The sequence below is a fragment of the Microbispora sp. NPDC046933 genome (assembly GCF_040644635.1).
Classification (GTDB): Bacteria; Actinomycetota; Actinomycetes; order Streptosporangiales; family Streptosporangiaceae; genus Microbispora.
On record NZ_JBEYWW010000005.1, the window covers coordinates 1 to 17381 of the forward strand.

At 72.6% G+C, this 17381-nt stretch carries 16 protein-coding genes; 4 read left to right on the plus strand and 12 right to left on the minus strand.

What is annotated here, in order from left to right; all coding sequences use genetic code 11:
- Nucleotides 1-181 (plus strand): hypothetical protein (locus ABZ857_RS08070; protein WP_357039391.1); only part of this gene is annotated, 181 nt, incomplete at its 5' end.
- Nucleotides 182-248: 67 nt separating this feature from the next.
- Here ABZ857_RS08070 and ABZ857_RS08075 read toward each other — a convergent pair.
- Nucleotides 249-1691, minus strand: coding sequence for a hypothetical protein (locus ABZ857_RS08075; protein WP_357039393.1), 1443 nt, complete (start codon nucleotides 1689-1691; stop codon nucleotides 249-251).
- 155 nt (nucleotides 1692-1846) lie between these two features.
- Here ABZ857_RS08075 and ABZ857_RS08080 point away from each other — a divergent pair, with 155 nt between their 5' ends.
- Together ABZ857_RS08080 and ABZ857_RS08085 are read left to right on the plus strand one after the other, a co-directional pair.
- Nucleotides 1847-2503: a response regulator transcription factor gene (locus ABZ857_RS08080; protein ID WP_357039396.1), complete on the plus strand. Its 657-nt coding sequence runs from the start codon at nucleotides 1847-1849 to the stop codon at nucleotides 2501-2503.
- Complete coding sequence (locus ABZ857_RS08085; RefSeq protein WP_357039399.1) at nucleotides 2500-3654, plus strand: HAMP domain-containing sensor histidine kinase; 1155 nt, start codon at nucleotides 2500-2502, stop codon at nucleotides 3652-3654. The genes ABZ857_RS08080 and ABZ857_RS08085 overlap by 4 nt, the downstream gene beginning before the upstream one ends.
- Before the next feature lie 5 nt (nucleotides 3655-3659).
- Here ABZ857_RS08085 and ABZ857_RS08090 read toward each other — a convergent pair whose 3' ends face one another.
- Nucleotides 3660-4964 (minus strand): condensation domain-containing protein, encoded by a 1305-nt coding sequence (locus tag ABZ857_RS08090; RefSeq protein WP_357039402.1) that lies wholly within the window; start codon nucleotides 4962-4964, stop codon nucleotides 3660-3662.
- Between the two features lie 327 nt (nucleotides 4965-5291).
- Entirely contained in the window at nucleotides 5292-6875 is a 1584-nt protein-coding gene (locus tag ABZ857_RS08095; protein WP_357039405.1) for a FadD3 family acyl-CoA ligase, read from the minus strand.
- A 125-nt stretch (nucleotides 6876-7000) separates the two neighbouring features.
- On the opposite strand from ABZ857_RS08095, the gene ABZ857_RS08100 reads away from it, so the two are divergent.
- Nucleotides 7001-7768, plus strand: a complete 768-nt coding sequence (locus tag ABZ857_RS08100) for an SDR family oxidoreductase (protein ID WP_357039408.1) — start codon at nucleotides 7001-7003, stop codon at nucleotides 7766-7768.
- Here the strand turns inward: ABZ857_RS08100 and ABZ857_RS08105 are convergent.
- The 9 genes from ABZ857_RS08105 to ABZ857_RS08145 form a co-directional block, all read right to left on the minus strand.
- On the minus strand, nucleotides 7747-8595 hold the full coding sequence (locus tag ABZ857_RS08105; protein ID WP_357039410.1) for a MaoC/PaaZ C-terminal domain-containing protein: 849 nt from the start codon (nucleotides 8593-8595) through the stop codon (nucleotides 7747-7749). The genes ABZ857_RS08100 and ABZ857_RS08105 overlap by 22 nt on opposite strands.
- Nucleotides 8592-9767: a lipid-transfer protein gene (locus ABZ857_RS08110; RefSeq protein WP_357039413.1), complete on the minus strand. Its 1176-nt coding sequence runs from the start codon at nucleotides 9765-9767 to the stop codon at nucleotides 8592-8594. The genes ABZ857_RS08105 and ABZ857_RS08110 overlap by 4 nt, the downstream gene beginning before the upstream one ends.
- Nucleotides 9764-10189 carry a MaoC family dehydratase gene (locus ABZ857_RS08115; RefSeq protein ID WP_357039416.1) on the minus strand — a complete coding sequence of 142 codons (426 nt, stop codon included), beginning with the start codon at nucleotides 10187-10189 and terminating at the stop codon, nucleotides 9764-9766. The genes ABZ857_RS08110 and ABZ857_RS08115 overlap by 4 nt, the downstream gene beginning before the upstream one ends.
- Nucleotides 10186-11295: an acyl-CoA dehydrogenase family protein gene (locus ABZ857_RS08120; protein ID WP_357039419.1), complete on the minus strand. Its 1110-nt coding sequence runs from the start codon at nucleotides 11293-11295 to the stop codon at nucleotides 10186-10188. The genes ABZ857_RS08115 and ABZ857_RS08120 overlap by 4 nt, the downstream gene beginning before the upstream one ends.
- Entirely contained in the window at nucleotides 11295-12206 is a 912-nt protein-coding gene (locus ABZ857_RS08125) for a MaoC family dehydratase N-terminal domain-containing protein (protein ID WP_357039422.1), read from the minus strand. Before ABZ857_RS08125 ends, ABZ857_RS08120 begins: the two co-directional genes overlap by 1 nt.
- Before the next feature lie 16 nt (nucleotides 12207-12222).
- Nucleotides 12223-13383 (minus strand): acyl-CoA dehydrogenase family protein, encoded by a 1161-nt coding sequence (locus tag ABZ857_RS08130; protein WP_357039425.1) that lies wholly within the window; start codon nucleotides 13381-13383, stop codon nucleotides 12223-12225.
- A 12-nt stretch (nucleotides 13384-13395) separates the two neighbouring features.
- Nucleotides 13396-15057, minus strand: a complete 1662-nt coding sequence (locus ABZ857_RS08135) for an AMP-binding protein (RefSeq protein WP_357039428.1) — start codon at nucleotides 15055-15057, stop codon at nucleotides 13396-13398.
- Between the two features lie 2 nt (nucleotides 15058-15059).
- A complete protein-coding gene (locus ABZ857_RS08140; protein ID WP_357039431.1) occupies nucleotides 15060-16268 on the minus strand; it encodes an NADH:flavin oxidoreductase in 1209 nt (402 codons plus the stop codon).
- A gap of 160 nt (nucleotides 16269-16428) precedes the next feature.
- Complete coding sequence (locus ABZ857_RS08145) at nucleotides 16429-17190, minus strand: SDR family oxidoreductase (protein WP_357039434.1); 762 nt, start codon at nucleotides 17188-17190, stop codon at nucleotides 16429-16431.
- Nucleotides 17191-17381 lie beyond the last annotated feature (191 nt).

A 17381-nucleotide genomic window follows, 5' to 3' on the forward strand; every position in this document is an offset into this window, starting at 1 on the left:
CCACGCCGACAACTGGAGCACCGGCGGCCTGACCGACCTGAAACTGCTCGGCCCCGCCTGCCAGTTCCACAACCGCGACCGCTACCGCCACCCCGACCGCTACACCCGCCGCAAGGAAGGCACCGACCGCTGGGTCTTCACCTACCACCGGCCCCCAGGAGCCAGACGACTGCGGACCTAGCGGGGCCACGGGTGGCATGGGCTCGCCGAGGTTGGGAGGCGGGACATTCCGAGGCGACCGGCGGCGGTCAGACGGCCGCACGGCGGAGGCGGCGCAGGCCGGCCGCGGCCAGATTCCGCATGCCCAGGTTCCGCATGCCCAGATCGCGTATGCCCAGCGCCGCCGCGACGCAGGCCACGGGAACGGCGGGCAGCACGTAGCGGTGGTCGAAGTCGAGCGCGGCGATGGGGCCGAGGAACAGGAAGGTGGCCACCGTCCAGGGCAGCAGCGCCGCCCGCCGCCGGCCGATCGCCCCGATACCCCCGAGCAGCAGGGCCACGCCGAACAACGGCCCGTGCAGCAGGCCGGGCAAGCGATACGCGCCGAGAAGCGACGCGTACGGCGCGACCGACGACATGCCGCGGATAGCGGGGTCGTACTCGCCGCGCACGGTCTCAATGAGCGGGAAGGAGGGCAGCGGCCAGGAGCCGACGGGGAACGACAGCGCCGGGGACACGCGCCTCGGGTGCCGCACGGGGGTGGGCGCGAAGGCGAGCGAGGCGTCGTGCGCCACCTCGCGCAGGTAGTCGAGCGGCTGCGCCGCGATGGCGCGCAGCGCGAACCGGCGGGCCAGGTCGTTGTGGGAGAAGCGATCGCCGGGCAGCAGGTTGAGCGAGGCGCCCGGCGCCCACACGTACTCGGACGCGGCGTCCACGACCGTGCCGTTCGGGCACAGCTTCGCCTCGTCGGCGGGCGGCCTGATGACCGCGCAGTCGGCGAACGTCATCGTCCGCGCCCACAGCGCCACCCCGTCGGAGCTGCTGAGCGCGAAGCGCCCGTGATGGGCCTGATACCAGCCCGCGTAGGCCGCCAGCGGCAGCACCCCGGCGAGGGCAAGCGCGGCCACCTGACGTACCCCGGACCGCCGCACGACCAGATACAGCAGGACCAGGCCGAGCAGCGGCACGGCGGCGGTCCGGGTGAGCCCGGCCAGCGCGAGCAGCGCCCCCGCGACGGCAGCCGTCCGTACGGACGGTTTCGCCCGCCACATGACGACGGTCAGGGCGGCGACGACGAGGAAGATCAGCTGGGTGTCGGAGAGCACGGCGTGCTCAAGCCGGACGAAAGCCGGGTCGAACAGCACGGGCAGCGTTGCCAGGGTGGCGCCCCACGCGGGCAGCCGGTGGCGGCGCAGCAGCGCGTAGATCATCACGGCGATGCCCAGGCCCATGGCGTGCTGCACGCCGGCCACCAGCTCCACGCTGTGGAACGGCCACAGCAGCCGCAGGAAGAAGGAGTATCCGGCGGGGTGGAACGCGCCGCCCGGCTTCAGGTGCACCGCGGTGTCGAGATAGGTGAACGAGTCGTACCAGTAGAGCTGCGCGGTGTCGTACGCCAGCATGACGAGCACGCGCAGGGCCGCCGCCGCGGTGAGCACGGCGGCGAACAGGCCGTGTCCGCCAGCCGACGCCCATCTCGCGGGGCCCGGCCTGGGCGGCTCGATGCGGACGTCGGGTGTCGAGGCGAGCATGGACGATCCCCCGGGTCAGGGCCGGGGCGGCCCCCCGGCGATGCCCGGACACTTCAGCGAATGATCGATAAACTCGCCGTCACCTGATTCGGTTACGTCCTGGTTATGCCGCTCCTGGCAGCCTGGGACGGTTTCGATGGGTGAAGGGGGCTTCGATGCGGGTGCTGGTCGCGGAAGACGAGCGCATGCTCGCCGACTCGATCGCCGAGGGCCTGCGGGAGGAGGCGCTCGCGGTGGACGTCGCCTACGACGGAGACGGGGCGCTGGAGCGGGTGCGCGTCCACGACTATGACGTGCTGATCCTCGACCGGGACCTGCCGGGGACGCACGGCGACGACGTGTGCCGGGCGGTGGTAGCCGAGGCCGCGCACGTCCGCGTGCTCATGCTGACCGCCGCGGGCGACGTGCGCTCCCGGGTGGAGGGGCTGTCGCTGGGCGCCGACGACTACCTCCCCAAGCCGTTCGCGTTCGAGGAACTGGTGGCGCGGGTGCACGCGCTGGGCCGCCGGGTGCGACCCGCCGACCCGCCGATCCTGGAGCGGGCGGGCATCCGGCTCGACTGGGCGCACCGGCAGGTCTTCCGCGGCGGGCGGTACGTGCCGCTCGCCCGCAAGGAGTTCGGCGTGCTGGCCGAGTTGCTGCGCGCGGACGGTGCGGTGGTCTCCGCCGAGACGCTGCTCGAGAAGGTCTGGGACGAGCACATCGACCCGTTCACGAACACCGTCCGCACGACGATGATGAAGCTGCGCCGCAAGATCGGCGATCCGCCGGTCATCGAGACGGTCACGGGAGCGGGGTATCGCATCCCGTGACGAAGAACCTGCGGCTGCGCTTCGCGCTCGCCTGCGGCGGGGTGTTCGTCCTCGCCGGCGCCGTCCTGGTCGGGGTCGTCGCCTTCGTCGTACGGCAGAGCCTGGAGCCCCGCGACGGGCTGCGTGAGCCCAAGTTCGTCAGCGTCGCGGGCTCCCTCCTGCTGCCGGGGAACGCGTCGTACTACGTGGCCCAGCAGCGGGTCGCGCAGGTCAGGCGGATCTACCAGGCCGACACCGTCAAGAACGTGCTCGTCGCGGGCGGGATCGCGCTCGTCCCCGGGGGCGCGCTGGCGGCGCTGCTCGGCTGGCGGGCGGCCGGATGGGCGCTGCGGCCGATGCGGTCGGTCACGGCGAGCGCCCGGCGGATCGCGCAGAGCCATGACCTGACCGAACGCATCGCGCACGACGGCCCGGACGACGAAGTCAAGGAGCTGGCCGACATCGTGGACACCGTGCTGGGCCGCCTGGCCCGCTCGTTCGACGGCCAGCGGCGCTTCGTCGCCAACGCCTCGCACGAGCTGCGCACGCCGCTGACCATCAACCGCACGCTGGTGGACGTGGCGGTCCGCCGCGCCGACGCGAGCGAGGACGTCAAGCGCCTGGGCGAGTCGCTGCTGCTGGTCAACGCCCGGCACGAACGGCTGATCGACGGCCTGCTCGCCCTGGCCGAGGGCGAGCAGAAGATCCTCGACCGGCGGCCCTTCGACCTGACCGACGTGGCCGAACACGTGCTGGACACCGCGGCCGAGGAGGCGAAGGCGGCCCAGGTGACCGTGCACCGGCTGCTCGACCCCGCGCCGACGGCCGGCGAGGCGGTGCTGGTGGAGCGGCTGGTGCAGAACCTCGTGGAGAACGCGATCCGGCACAACCATCCCGGCGGTGAGGTGTGGGTGTCCACCCGGCGGCGGGCCGATCGGGTGGAGCTCGTCGTGGCCAACACCGGCCTGCCCGTGCCGCCGTACGAGATCGAGACGATCTTCGAGCCGTTCCGGCGGCTGCACGGCGACCGGCTGCGCTCCGAACGCGGCAGCGGCCTCGGGCTGTCGATCGTGCGCGCCATCGCCGACGCCCACGACGGCGTGGTGACCGCCACCCCGCGCGAGGAGGGCGGCCTCACCCTCGCCGTCGAGCTGCCTCACGAGGGCGGCTGAGCGGCCTACGCGAATTCCCGGCGAGCTGCGCCGACCACGAAGGACTCCAGCCGGTACAGCAGGGTGGCGATCTCCGCCTCGGGCAGGCGGGTGGTGTCGGCGCTCAGCTCCACACCGAGCGTGCCCTTCCAGCGCATCAGGGCCACGCAGAAGTGGCAGCTGCGCTGGTCCGTGCCGGGGAGCCATTCCAGCTCGGGCTCCTCGTCCGCCCGGTCGGCGCCGCCCGGATCTTCGCCTGGGCGCAGGTCGTTGAAGCAGCACGACGGAAACACGGAGATGCCCCGGTCGGCGCTCACTCGGTCGATCATCGCGTCGAAGGCAAGCGTGTCGAAGCGGGCGCGCCGGTAGGACGCGAGAACCGCCGGATAGGCGCTCACGAGGGTCTCGGCGAGTCCTCCGCACGGGCCCAGGGTGAACAGTCCCAGCTGGTTCAGGCTGGTGACCAGGTCCCGGGTCCGGTCGTCGAAGCGGTTGTGCACGATCGGGGTGATCGCGCACACCTCGTGCCCGGTCAGCTCGCGCAACTGCATGGCGACCGCCACCAGCAGCACCGTGGCGGAGCTGACGCCGGCACGGCGGGCGAGCACCTGTGCGGCGTGGTTGAGCCGGGGCGACGACAGCACGGCCCGCGCGTACCTCGGCGTCGCGCCCGCCCCGACCGCTCTCGGGAACATGGCGGACGGCACGGTCCGGAGAAGCGCCTCCCACTGCGCGATCGCCCGATCAGAACGGGCCGCCGCCGCCTTCTCCTCCCGCACCAGGTCGAGCAACTGCGACGACGGCGGTCGCGCGATCGCGCCGCGGAGCAGCAGCATCCGCAGGTCACGCGCCACGACGTCGGCCGCGCGCCAGTCCGCGACGACATGACTGATCACGAGCGCCACGTGGGTCACGGCGCCGTCGCAGACCACGAATCCGGCGCGCAGCGGCTGCTCGCCGTCGCCGAAGGACCGCCCGGACAGGCGGGCGACGAGTTCCGCCGCGGCGTCGTCCGCGTCGCCGCGTGCCGCCTCGACCAGCTCGATCGACAGCGTCCCGGCCGCCGTCACCTCCTGGTACGGCCCGGCCTCGCCGAGCCGTACCAGGGATCGCAGGCCGTCGTGCCGGCCCACCGTCTCGGCGAGGGCCGCCGCCACGACCTCAGGATGGCGCGGGCCGCCCGCACGCGGGACGACGAGCAGCCGGGGCACGTTGAAGTAGTGCGCGTCGTCCGGCCCCACGTCGTGGATGGCCCCCCAGATGGCCCGTTGTCCCCACGCGAGCTCCGTTGTGCCGGAACGGTTGGCGGCGAAGTCCACCGAAAGCCGCATGACTCTCCTTCGACTGTCAGGCACGTCTAGCTCCGGAACCGTGGCGGCGCCGAACAGGTCGGCCGAAACAGCGGGGCCGGTGGAACGTGGTGCGGGCGGCCGTGGGAACGCTCCCACAAAGGCTAGGTTTGGCCTCTGGACGGGTCAAGATCTCCCTGTGCCGTTCGCCGCGGCCCGATGTGACCTGACAGGGACGCCCGGCGATTCGTGCACGTGGCGGCTGCCGCCACGAGCGCTCCATCCCGGCGTTTGACAAGCTGGAAACCTCTTCGTCCGATGCCGGCCGCGTCCGGTCCGGCCTTATCCCGAGGATGAGGCCGGACCGGATTATGACGCGGGCGGGTGAGACGCGAGGGCGGCCTTGTCGATCTTGCCGCTGGCGTTGCGCGGCAGGCCGTCCACGAGGACGACCTCGCGTGGCACCTTGAAGTTGGCCAGCCGCTCCCGGCAGTAGGCCGTGAGCGCCCCCGGGGTGACCGCCGCGCCGGGGCGGGGCACGACGTAGGCGCGGCCGACCTCGCCCATGCGGGCGTCCGGAACGCCGATCACCACGGCCTCGGCGACGCCCTCATGGGCGGCGAGCACCTGCTCGATCTCGGCCGGGTACACGTTGAAGCCGCCGGCCACGAACATGTCCTTCGACCGGCCGGTGATGGCGAGGTAGCCCCGCTCGTCGAGCCGGCCGCGGTCGCCGGTCACCAGCCAGCCGTCCACGATCGCCGCCGCGGTCGCCGCGTCGTCGTCCAGGTAGCCGACCATCACGTTGTGCCCGCGCACCAGGATCTCGCCGTCCTGGCCGACCGGCACCGGCGCGCCGTCCGGGCCGGTCACCTTCACCTCCACGCCCTCGATCGGACGGCCGGAGGTGGAGGCGACGGTCACGTCGTCGTCCTCCAGCGAGCACGCTGTGACCGTGCCGCACGATTCGGTCAGCCCGTACGCGGTGACGACCTGGGGGAACAGCTCGGCCCGCAGGCGGCGTACGAGCGCCACCGGGACGACCGAGGCGCCGGTGACCGCGAGCCGCAGCGACGACAGGTCGTGGCGGGAGCGGCCCGGCGCGTCGAGCATGGAGACGTAGACGGTCGGCGGGCCGGGCAGCACGGTGATCTTCTCGGCCTCGATCAGCCGCATCGTCTCGTCCGGCTCGAACACCGGCTGGAGCACCATCGTGGCGGCCCTGAGCAGGCAGGCGAACACCCCGGCCTTGTAGCCGAAGGTGTGGAACATCGGGTTGACGATCAGGTAGCGGTCGCCCTGGCGCAGGCCGGTCCGCGCGCTCCACGCCAGGTAGGTGCGGACGTTCTGCCGGTGGGTGCACATCGCGCCCTTGGACCTGCCGGTGGTGCCGGAGGTGAACAGGATGTCGGCCACGTCGTCGGGGCGCACCGCCGCCGCGCGTTCCCGGGCCGCCTCGTCCGGCATCGCCGCACCGGCCGCAAGGAAGTCCGCCCAGGTCGTGGCGCCCGGCCTGGGGTCCTCGTCGTAGGTGACGACGGTGGTGAGCGCGGGCAGGCCCTCGACGCCGGAATCGGCGACCCCGAGCATGGCGAGGTAGCCGTTGCCGAGGAAGCCGTCCTCGGTGAACAGCACGCGGGCGCGGCCGCGCGCCAGCAGCCAGCGGGCCTCCTCGCCCTTGTATCGGGTGTTGATCGGCACCACGACGGCGCCGGCGCAGAGCGCGCCGAGGGCGGTGACGATCCACCGCGTGCTGTTGGGAGCCCAGATCGCCACCCGCTCCCCCGGCTCAAGGCCGAGCGCGAGGAAACCGCGGGCCACCTCGCGCACCCGGGCGTGCAGCTCCGCGTAGGTCAGGCGGGACGCGCCGTCCACCACCGCCTCCGTGCCCGGGAACTCCCGGGCCGCCTGCTCCAGCACTCCCGGGATCGTCAGCGCCTCGTTCTCGGTCATGACCGTCATGGTGAGCCGTCTCGGCCCGGCCCGTCAGGCGTGGTCCCGCTGGCCGGTACCTCTCCCCCACCGGCGGGCGGCCGGCCGTACCCTCCCTGGGTCGTATCGAGACGTGGGAGGAAACGGTGAACGTGACGATGGACTTCGGCGGCCGGGCGGTGCTGGTCACCGGGGGGACCAAGGGCATCGGCTTCGTGATCGCCGAGGCGTTCCTCGCCGCGGGCGCCGGTGTGGTGGTGTGCGGGCGGAACGAGCCGGACAAGCTGCCCTCGGCGGACGGCCGGACCGCGCGCTTCGTCGCCGCCGACATCCGCGACCCTGAGGAGGCGGCCCGGCTGGTGAAGCAGACCGTGGACCACCTGGGCCGGCTCGACGTGCTGGTCAACAACGCCGGAGGATCGCCGAACGCCGACGCGGCGACGGTCTCCCCGCGGTTCGTCGAGCGGATCGTGGACCTCAACCTGCTCGCGCCGTTCTACGTGGCCCAGCCGGCCAACCTCGTCATGCGCGAGCAGGAGACCGGCGGGTCGATCGTCAACATCGGCAGCGTCTCCGGCGTGGACCCGCAGCCGGGCACCGCGGCGTACTCGGCGGCCAAGGCCGGGCTGCTCGTGCTCACCAGGGCGCTGGCGCTGGAATGGTCGCCGAAGGTGCGGGTCAACCACATCACCACCGGCCTGATCAGGACCGAGGCCGCCGCCTCCCTGTACGGCGAGGACGGCGGCGCGGCGCTGTCGGAGGTCATCCCGATGCGCCGGATGGCGGTGCCGCAGGACGTGGCGAACGCCTGCCTCTTCCTGGCGAGCGACCTCGCCTCCTACCTCACCGGGGCGGACGTCCCGGTGCACGGCGGAGGCGAGGTCCCGGCTCGCTACCTGGTGACCGGCGGCTGAGTGACCGGAGACTGAGCCTCGCGGAAGACGGCACGCCCGCCCGTCAGCACGGGGGTGCCGTTCACCGCCGCCTCGAAGACCACGCCGCCCTCCTCGTCCCACGTACGCAGGTCGAGTCGGTCGCCGGGGAAGACCGGGGCGGCGAACCTGCCCGCCAGCTCGGCCAGGTCGGCCGGGTGCGCGCCCACGGCGTCGGCCAGCGGCAGCGTCACCGCCGCCAGCGTGCACAGGCCGTGCATGAACGGCCCGGGCATCCCGGCCGCCTTCGCCGCCTCCGGATCGATGTGTATGTGGTGCCGGTCGCCGAGCAGGCGGTAGAGCGCGGCCTGGTTGGGCGAGGTGTCCAGCCGCAGCTGACGCGCGGGCGGCGTCTCGGGCCGCTTCGGGGCCGAAGGACCGCGCTCGCCGCCGAACCCGCCGCGGCCTGGCGCGAACAGCGACCAGGTGGCGAGGAAGAACTCGCTGTCCACCTCGACCTCGAAGACCGCGGCGCCGCCCTTGTCCCAGACCCTGGCGACACGGGCCTTCATGGTCAGCTCGCCCGCCGGCGGCAGCGGCTCGCGCACCACCAGCCGCTGGGAGCCGTGCACGGCCGTCCGGGTGTCGAACGCGCCCAGAGAGCCGAGCGCGTCCGGCGCCCACTGGGCCTTGGTCAGCGCGAACGTCGGCAGCACCCGCAGCCGTTCCTCGAAGACGAGGCCGAGGTCGGTGGCCGGGGCGCCGACGGCGAGCGCGTAGAGGATCGCCTCCCGCTCGTCGTAGGCGACCGTGCGCTCGCCGAGGTCGCGGCCGGCCCACTCGCCGGTGTTCATCCCGCCGGTGTTCATCTGTCGGCTCCGAGCACCAGGCCGCTGGTGGGCACCCCGGTGCCCGCCGTCACGATCACGTTGCGCACTCCTTCCGGCTGGTTGACGCTGGTGCCCCGCACCAGGCGGACGGCCTCGGCGATGCCGTTCATGCCGTGCAGGTAGGCCTCGCCGAGCTGGCCGCCGTGGGTGTTGAACGGCAGCCGCCCGCCGAGCTCCAGGTTGCCGTCGGCGACGAAGTCCTTGGCCTCGCCGGGGGCGCAGAAGCCCAGCTCCTCCAGTTGCGGCAGCACCAGCGGCGTGAAGTGGTCGTACAGGATCGCCGCGTCCATGTCGGCGGGGCCGAGGCCGCTCTGCACGTACAGCTGCCGCCCGACCAGCCCCATCTCGGGGATGCCGGTGATGCGGGGACGGTAGTAGCTCGTCATCATGTGCTGGTCGTCGCCCGAGCCCTGGGCCGCGCCGAGGATGACGGCGGGCGGGTGCGGCAGGTCGCGCGCCCGCTCGGCCGAGACCACGACCAGCGCCTGGCCGCCGTCGGTCTCCTGGCAGCAGTCCAGCAGGTGAAGCGGCTCGGCGATCCAGCGCGACGCCTGGTGCTCCTCCAGCGTGATGGGCCGCTGGTAGAACCAGGCCGCCGGATTGTTCGCGGCGTGCCTGCGGTCCACCACGGCCACACGGCCGAAGTCCTCGCTGGTCGCGCCGTACTCGTGCATGTAGCGGCGGGCGAACATGGCCACCCACTGGGCGGGCGTCGACAGGCCGAACGGGTTGAGCCACGCGTACGCCGCGCTGTCCGCGCCCGTCTCGACCGGCCGGTCCGCCTGGCCGAGACCGTAACGCACTCCGGACCGCTCGTTGAACGCCCGGTAGCAGACCACGACGTCGGCGACGCCGGTCGCGACGGCCAGCGCCGCCTGCTGGACGGTGCCGCAGGCCGCGCCGCCGCCGTGCGGGATGCGCGAGAAGAACGTCAGGTCACCCATGCCGGTGTTGCGGGCGACGTGGATCTCGGCGTTGGTGTCGGCGGTGAACGTGACCATCCCGTCCACGTCGGACGGCTTCAGGCCGGCGTCGGCGACGGCCGCGAGCACGGCCTCGCAGGCGAGCCGGAGCTCGCTGCGGCCGGAGTCCTTGGAGAACCGGGTCGCGCCGATACCGGCGATGGCGGCGGCACCCGAGAGACTGCTCATGTCGCACCCTTCGCTGGGAGCCGTACGACGGCGGTGCCGGTGACGTGAGCGCCCAGGCCGTTCTCGCCGCGTACGGCGATCTCGACCCGGTGGTCCTCGTCGTGCTTGGCGGTGACCGTGCCGGTCAGCGTCATCGTGTCGCCGGGGTAGTTGGGCACGCCGAGCCTGATCCTGATCGCCTTGACGACGGCGGCCGGGCCCGCCCACTCGGTGACGTACCGGTCGACCAGGCCGTTCGTGGTGAGGATGTTCATGAAGACGTCCTTCGACCCGCGCTCGGCCGCGAGGCCGGGGTCGTGGTGGACGTCCTGGTAGTCGCGGCTGGCGATCGCGGTCGCCACGATGAGCGTGCGGGTCAGCGGGATCGGCAGCGGGGGCAGCTCCTCCCCCACCGCCACCTCGTCGTACGTCCTGCCGGTCATGACGTGATCCTTCCGGCGGCGATGACCGCGCCGAGCCGGGCGAGGTCGGCGCTCGGCCCGCCGAGCGTGCCCGAGATCTGCCTGGCCCACAGGAAGTGCCGGTGGACCGGATAGTCGACGTCGACGCCGATGCCGCCGTGGACGTGCTGCACCCGGTGCGCCACGGTCAGCCCGGCGTCCCCGGCCCACCATTTGGCGACGAGCACGGCCGCCGCGGCGTCCTCGCCTCCCTGCAGCGAGGTGACCGCCTGCCACAGGCACACGCGCATCGCGTCGACGTCGATGTAGCAGTCGGCGAGCTGGTGCTGCACGGCCTGGAAGGTGCCGAGCGGACGGCCGAACTGCCTGCGCTCGGAGAGGTACGTCACGGCGTGCCGGATCGCGCCCTGGGCGACGCCGAGTTGCACGGCCGCCAGCGCGACCGCCGCCCGCTCGATCGTCCACCCGACCGCGCCGTCCCCCGGCGTGCCGACCGCCCGCGCCGGGGCGTCGTCCAGGGTGAGGGTGCCGGCGAGGTCGTGCGTCGTGGTCTCCTCGGCCTCCCAGGAGACGCCTTCCGCGTCCGAGGCCACCAGGAACAGGCCCGGCACTCCCTCCGCCGCCGCCGAGACCAGTACGTGGGCCGCGCCGAACGGCGAGGGGACCACCGCCTTGACGCCGGTCAGCCGCCAGCTGTCCCCATCCGGGCGGGCCGCGCAGCGCGGCTCGGCCGGGTCGGCCGGGCCGAACTCCTCCAGTGCCACGGTGAGCCGGGACGAGCCGTCCGCCGCCGCGGGGAGCAGGCTTTCGCGCTGCTCGCGGGTGCCGTGCGCGGCGACCGCGAGCGCGCCGACGGCCGCGGGCCACAGCGGCACCGGGGCGACATGGCGGCCCTGCTCCTCCAGCAGCACGCACAGGGCGCCCAGGCCCAGCCCGGCCCCGCCCGCCTCCTCCGGTAGCGCGATGCCGAGCAGGCCGGCCTTGCCCAGCTCCGCCCACAGCTCCTCGTCCAGGCGGTCCGGCGAGCCCTCCGCCTCGCGTACGCGCTCGGTCGTGGCGCGGTCGGCGAAGATCTGGTTCGCCAGGCCACGCACCGCTTCGAGCTCTTCGTCCAGCGTGAAGTCCATCAGTCTTTCTCCTGCGGGCGGAACACCGGAAGTGACAGGTCGGGGTCGGCGTCCAGCCAGTCGAGGACGACGGGCATGCCGATCTCGACCTCTCCGGGTTCCACGCCGACCAGGTTGGTGATGAGCCGCGTGCCCTCGTCGAGCGCCACGACCGCGACGATCAGCGGATACTCGAACGCCGGGTGGCGGGGGTGGTGGGCGACCACGAAGCTGTAGACCTGCCCGCGGCCCGACGCCTCGGCGACGTCCCACTCGAACGAGCCGCAGTGCGGGCAGCACGGGCCGGGCGGGTGGCGCAGCGTCGCGCACCCGGAGCAACGCTGGATCACCAGCCGGTGCTCACGCGCCGCCTCGAACCAGAACGCGTTGTCCCGGTTGACCGCGGGCCTGGGCCGCAGCGCCTTCGGCTCCCGCGTGTTCTTGGGCTTGAAGCGCAACAGACGCCAGCGCTGCACGGCGACGACCTCGCCGTCCTGGTCGGTGTAGGTGCGGACCGTGGTCACGAACCGTCCGACGCCCAGCGCGGTGCTCTTCTCCGGGGAGATCGACTCCACGACCTCCCGGACGCTCACGCGGTCGCCGACGACCAGCTCACGGTGGAACTCGAACTCCGAGTCGGTCGCCACCACCGAGGTGTAGCCGTCCTTCTCGAGCAGCGCGTTCAGCTCCTCGGCCCCCTGACCGTTCGCAACGGTCGCGGCGTACCCCCGCATCGTCCACGCCTGCGTCATCGACGCGGGCGCGACGATCCCTGGGCGGCCGGTCGCGCGTGCGGCGTCGTCGTCCAGGTACACGGGGTTGCGGTCGCCCATCGCCTCGGCCCAGTGCCGGATCATGGGCACGTTCACGGGGTCGGGCCCCTCACGCGGCGGGACGATCTCCCGTCCGGCGAAGTCCTCGTATGCGGTCATCAGCGGCCCGCCCCCATCATCGAGTAGCCCGGGGAAGGCCGAGGCCCTGGGTGGCGACCATGTCCCGCAGGACCTCGTTCACGCCGCCGCCGAAGGTGTTGACGATGCCCTGCCGCGACAGCTGCTCGATCTGCCCGGCGAGCACGGCGCCGGGCGACTCGGGGCGGACGCGCCCGCCCGCGCCGATGATCCCCGACAGCGTGCGCTGCACGTCGATGTGGGTCTCGGTGCCGTAGACCTTGGCCGCCCCGGCGTCCGCGCCCGACAGCGCGTCACGCGCGACCGCGTCGGTCATCTTCCAGTTCATCAGCCGCATCGCCTCCAGGCGGGCGTACGCGCGGGCGAGGTCCCGCTGGACCCACGGCAGCTCCATCGCGCCGTTGTCCCGTGCCCAGTCCGCGACCTGCTCCCAGAGCTGGATCATCCGGCCGCCGAGCGCGGCCAGGCCGATGCGCTCGTGGTTGAGCTGGTGGGTGATGAGCCGCCAGCCGCCGTTCACCTCACCGACGACCGCGTCGGCCGGCACCCGTACGCCGCTGTAGTACGTGGCCGCCACGACCATCCCGCCCACGGCCTGGATGGGGCTCCAGGAGAAGCCGGGCGCGCTCGTCGGCACGATGAGGATCGAGATGCCCTTGTGCTTGGGCGCGTCGGGGTCCGTACGGCAGGCCAGCCACACGTAATCGGCCGTGTTGGCGCCGCTGGTGAAGATCTTGCTGCCGTCGATCACCCATTCGTCGCCGTCCCTGACCGCCCGGGTGGTGAGGGAGGCGAGGTCGGTGCCCGCGCCGGGCTCGGTGTAGCCGATCGCGAAGACCACGTCGCCGGACAGGATGCCGGGCAGGAACCGCTTCTTCTGCTCGGGCGACCCGTGGCTCATCAGCGTCGGCCCGACCGTGTTGACGGTGACGAACGGGAACGGCAGCCCGGCCCGCTGGACCTCGTCGAAGAACACGTACTGCTCCTCGACCGACCGGCCCTGCCCGCCGTACTCGACCGGCCAGCCGATGCCGAGCCAGCCGTCGGCGCCGAGGCGACGCACGACCTCGCGGAACCGGGGGCCGCCGACGCCCTCCTCGCCGACGCGGCGCCGCTCGTCCTCCGGCAGCAGGCCCGCGAAGTACTCCCTCAGCTCCCGGCGCAGCTCGCGCTGCTCGGGACTCTCACGCAGATCCATGTCCGCTCTCCTTCACGCCTGACCGAGGAAACGCAGGCGCCCGTTGGCGGCGAACTCCTCGCGCAGCGCGGCCTTGTCCTGTTCGCCCATGAGGGCATAGCAGGGCGCGCCCCGGCCCGCCCATCGGTGGACCGGGTCGCCGGTCCGCCAGCCGTCCATCTGCATCTCCTTCTTGCGCAGCTTGTTCGACCCGGTGGCCGGCAGCGCGTGGGAGACCCGCACGTAGCGCGGCGCCCCCTTGGTGCCGAGGTCCTCCTGCGCGGCCAGGAACTCCGGCAGGCCGAGGTCGTCGAACGACGTGCCCTCGGGGATCTCGATCGCGGCCATGACCTGGTCGCCGGAGCGCGGGTCGGGCACGCCGAACACGGCGGCCGCGACGATCAGCGGGTGACGGCGCAGCACGCGCTCGGTCAGCAGGGCGGAGATGTTCTCGCCGTCCACCCGGATCCAGTCGCCGGACCGGCCCGCGAAGTAGATGTAGCCGTCCTCGTCGACGTAGCCGAGGTCGCCGGTCCAGTACCAGCCGTGCCGGACCCGCTCGGCGTCGGCCGCCTCGTTCTTGTAGTAGCCCTCGAACCTCGCCGCGCCGTCGACGTCCACGATCTCGCCGACGGCCTCCTCGGCGTTGGTCACCCGGCCGTGCGCGTCCAGCACGGCGCGCGGGCAGGTCTGCCGGGTCTCCGGGTCGACCACCCGTACGCCGGGGCGCGCCGGGCGGCCGAGCGCGGCCGCCGGTCCATCGGGCGCGAGCGTGATCATGCCGGCGCCCTCGCTGGAGCCGTACGCCTCGACGAGCCGGCAGCCGAACCTGCGCAGGAACTCCGCCTGGTCCTCCGGCGACGCCTCGGTGCCGAAGGCGTGGTCGAGCGTGTTGTCGGCGTCGTCGGGCCGCTCGGGCTGGGCCAGGACGTACGCGATGGCCTTGCCGACGTAGGTGAAGAACGTGACGCCGTAGAAGCGGACGTCGGGCAGGAACCCGGAGGCGGAGAACCTCGGCACGAGCGCGACCGTCGCCCCCGCGGTCAGCGACGGCGCCCACAGCGCCATCAGCGCGTTGCCGTGGAAGAGCGGCATGCAGCAATAACTGACGTCGTGCCGCCGCACGTCGTACTTCTCGCAGTTGGCGTAGCCGAGCCCGGTCAGTCGGCCCTGGGAGCAGATGGCGGCCTTGGAGGCGCCGGTGGTGCCCGAGGTGAACAGCAGCAGCATCCGCGTCTTCGGCGTGATCTCCGGATCGCGGACCGGCTCGCAGGCGTGCGCGGCGACCGTGTCCGCGTAGCCGTCGCCGTCCACCAGCAGGAAGCGGTCGCGCGGCACGCCGATGTCGAGGCCGTCCAGCAGCTTCAGGCCGGCCTCGTCGGTGACGACGAGCCGCGGGTCGGTGTGCCTGACCTCCTGCTCCAGGTATGCGCCGCGCCGGGTGCTGTTGATCCCGACGATCGTCGCGCCGCTCAGCGCGGCGGCGCCGAGCCAGAAGACGTACTCGGGAGTGTTGTCGAGCAGCACGCCGATGTGGAACGGCCCGTCCTGCCGCAGTGACCGCGCCAGCGCGGCCCGGGCGGCGCTCTCCCGCACCACCGCGTCCCAGGTCCAGGTGTGCTCGCGGGTGCGCAGGCCGGGGTGGTCGTCGCCCAGGCGGTCGAGCAGCAGGTCGGCGATGGTCTCCCGGCGCACCGCTACCCCTTCTGCCGCGCGGAGGCCGACGCCGGGATCGGGCCGGTCAGCACGCAGTGGGTGCCGCCGTAGATCGCGGTCATGCACTTGTTGCAGTGGATGCACAGCGACCTGACGCTGTTGTCGGCCTGGATGCGGTTGATCAGGTCCGGCTCGCGCAGCAGCGCCCGGGCCATCGCGACGAACTGGAAGCCCTCGGCCATCGCCTGGTCCATGACCTGCTTGCCGGTGATCCCGCCGAGCAGGATGAGCGGCATCTTCAGCGCGGCGCGAAACTGCCGGGCGTCATCGAGCAGGTAGGCGTCCTTGTAGGGGTAGGCACGCAGGAAGTGCTTGCCGACGAGCTGAACGCCGAGCTTCACCGGCTGCTTCATCACCGCGGCGAACTCGCGCAGCGGGGCGTCGCCCTTGAACAGGTACATGGGGTTGAGCAGCGAGCTGCCCGCCGTGAGCTCCAGCGCGTCGAGCGAGCCGTCCTCCTCCAGCCACTGGGCGACCTGGATGGACTCGTCCAGCCAGAAGCCGCCGGGCACGCCGTCGTCCATGTTGAGCTTGGCGGTGATCGCGATCCGGTCGCCGACCGCGTCGCGCACCGCGCGGGCGATGTCCCTGGACAGGCGGGCCCGGTTCGCCAGGCTGCCGCCGTACTCGTCCTTGCGGTGGTTGACCCGAGGGCTGAGGAACGAGCTGGCGAGGTAGTTGTGCCCGAGGTGGATCTCGACGGCGTCGAAGCCCGCCTCGATCGCCATCTTCCCCGCGTGGGCGTGGGCGGCGACGATCCGCCGCAGGTCCTCCCGGGTCGCGGCCTTGGTGAAGCTCGTCGTGGTGGCGTGGAAGTGCCGGGTGGGGCCGAGCGAGGGCAGCCTGTTCGACTTGGGGTTGGCGACCGGCCCGGCGTGGCCGATCTGCGCGGCGACGGCGGCGCCCTCGGCGTGCACGGCCTCGGTGAGCCTGCGCAGGCCGGGCAGCGCCTCGGGGGTCCACTGGATCTGGCGCGCGTCCGTGCGCCCCTCGGGGGCGACCGCGCAGTAGGCCACGGTGGTCATGCCGACGCCGCCCCGGGCGTGCCGCACATGGAACTCGATCAGCTCGTCGGTGACCAGGCTCTTGCGGCTCAGCCCTTCGTACGTGGCGGCCTTGATGACGCGGTTGCGCAGGGTCACGGGCCCGAGCCTGGCCGGGGCGAGCACATCCGGCGCTTGTTCAGTCAATGGGGGATCCTCCACTCCGGTCTTCAAGCTGTCCAGACGTTAGTCAGCGGGACCCGCCGGCGATCCGGCGAATCCCGCTGACCGGGAGAAATCCGGCGGTCAGGCCCCCCGTGCCTCACCTGGGTGGGCGACGGCGGCAGGTGGTGCGGGGTGCTGCGGGTCAGCCGAAGAATGCCTGCCCGCCGTCGAGGGGCACGGTCGCGCCGGTCAGGTAGCGCAGGTCCGGGCCCACGAGCGCGACCACGGCACGGCCGATGTCCTGCTCGCAGTCGCCGATGTAGCCGAGGGGGATGGTCTGGCGGAACGCCTCCGCCTCCTCGGGGAAGGCCTCCGTCCACCGCTTCAGCCCGGGAGACAGGGCGTGCGGGGCGATGCAGTTGGCGCGGATGCCGTCCGGCCCCCACTCGGCCGCCGCCGTGCGGGTCAGCGAGCGCAGCGCCTGCTTGGCCGAGGCGTACGCGCCGTAGGTGGTGGGGTCCCAGCGGACCATGGCCGAGGTGACGAGGTTGACGATGCTGCCGCCGCCGCGTGCCTTCATGTGGGGGTGGCAGGCCTTCATGAACGCGAACGCGGCGAACGGGCCGCTGTGGAAGCCCCTCTGGAAGTCCGCGTCGCTCATCGACAGCAGCGGGCCGTACGCGCCGGAGTAGGCGTTGTTGACGAGGATGTCGATCCCGCCCAGCCGCCCGGCCACCTCCTCCACGATCGAGGGGATGGCGTCGGTGTCGGTCACCTCGGACAGGAACGGCTCGGCCCGCGCCCCGCGCTCGCGGATCAGCTCGCAGGTCGCCTCCAGCTTCGCCATGGTGCGCCCGAGCACCGCCACGGACGCACCCTCGGAGGCGAGGGCGAGGGCGATCCCCTGGCCGACGCCCTGACCGGCTCCCGTAACAATCGCGACTTTTCCGTCCAAACTTCCCATACGTCTTCCGTTCCACCATGCGTTGGGCCGAAATAGTGGGGTGACGCGGAACACCGGAAGTGACGAGTCCCGCTCACTGGGAACAGGCTCTCCGCCGCCACAACGGGAGTCGTGAACCGGTCCCGGTCACCGGGAAGCCGTGGCCGCGGCAGGCAAGGAAGAACGACGAACTGGAGGCGGAACTGCCCTTC

What these genes read in the sequence shown, in the direction of transcription:
- ABZ857_RS08090 (WP_357039402.1), bottom strand. Translation starts at nt 4,964, where the DNA reads ATGCGGCTTTCGGTGGACTTCGCCGCCAACCGTTCCGGCACAACGGAG.
- ABZ857_RS08120 (WP_357039419.1), bottom strand. Translation starts at nt 11,295, where the DNA reads ATGGACTTCACGCTGGACGAAGAGCTCGAAGCGGTGCGTGGCCTGGCG.
- ABZ857_RS08110 (WP_357039413.1), bottom strand. Translation starts at nt 9,767, where the DNA reads ATGAGCAGTCTCTCGGGTGCCGCCGCCATCGCCGGTATCGGCGCGACC.
- ABZ857_RS08145 (WP_357039434.1), bottom strand. Translation starts at nt 17,190, where the DNA reads ATGGGAAGTTTGGACGGAAAAGTCGCGATTGTTACGGGAGCCGGTCAG.
- ABZ857_RS08095 (WP_357039405.1), bottom strand. Translation starts at nt 6,875, where the DNA reads ATGACCGAGAACGAGGCGCTGACGATCCCGGGAGTGCTGGAGCAGGCG.
- ABZ857_RS08125 (WP_357039422.1), bottom strand. Translation starts at nt 12,206, where the DNA reads ATGACCGCATACGAGGACTTCGCCGGACGGGAGATCGTCCCGCCGCGT.
- ABZ857_RS08105 (WP_357039410.1), bottom strand. Translation starts at nt 8,595, where the DNA reads ATGAACACCGGCGGGATGAACACCGGCGAGTGGGCCGGCCGCGACCTC.
- ABZ857_RS08130 (WP_357039425.1), bottom strand. Translation starts at nt 13,383, where the DNA reads ATGGATCTGCGTGAGAGTCCCGAGCAGCGCGAGCTGCGCCGGGAGCTG.
- ABZ857_RS08115 (WP_357039416.1), bottom strand. Translation starts at nt 10,189, where the DNA reads ATGACCGGCAGGACGTACGACGAGGTGGCGGTGGGGGAGGAGCTGCCC.
- ABZ857_RS08075 (WP_357039393.1), bottom strand. Translation starts at nt 1,691, where the DNA reads ATGCTCGCCTCGACACCCGACGTCCGCATCGAGCCGCCCAGGCCGGGC.
- ABZ857_RS08080 (WP_357039396.1), top strand. Translation starts at nt 1,847, where the DNA reads ATGCGGGTGCTGGTCGCGGAAGACGAGCGCATGCTCGCCGACTCGATC.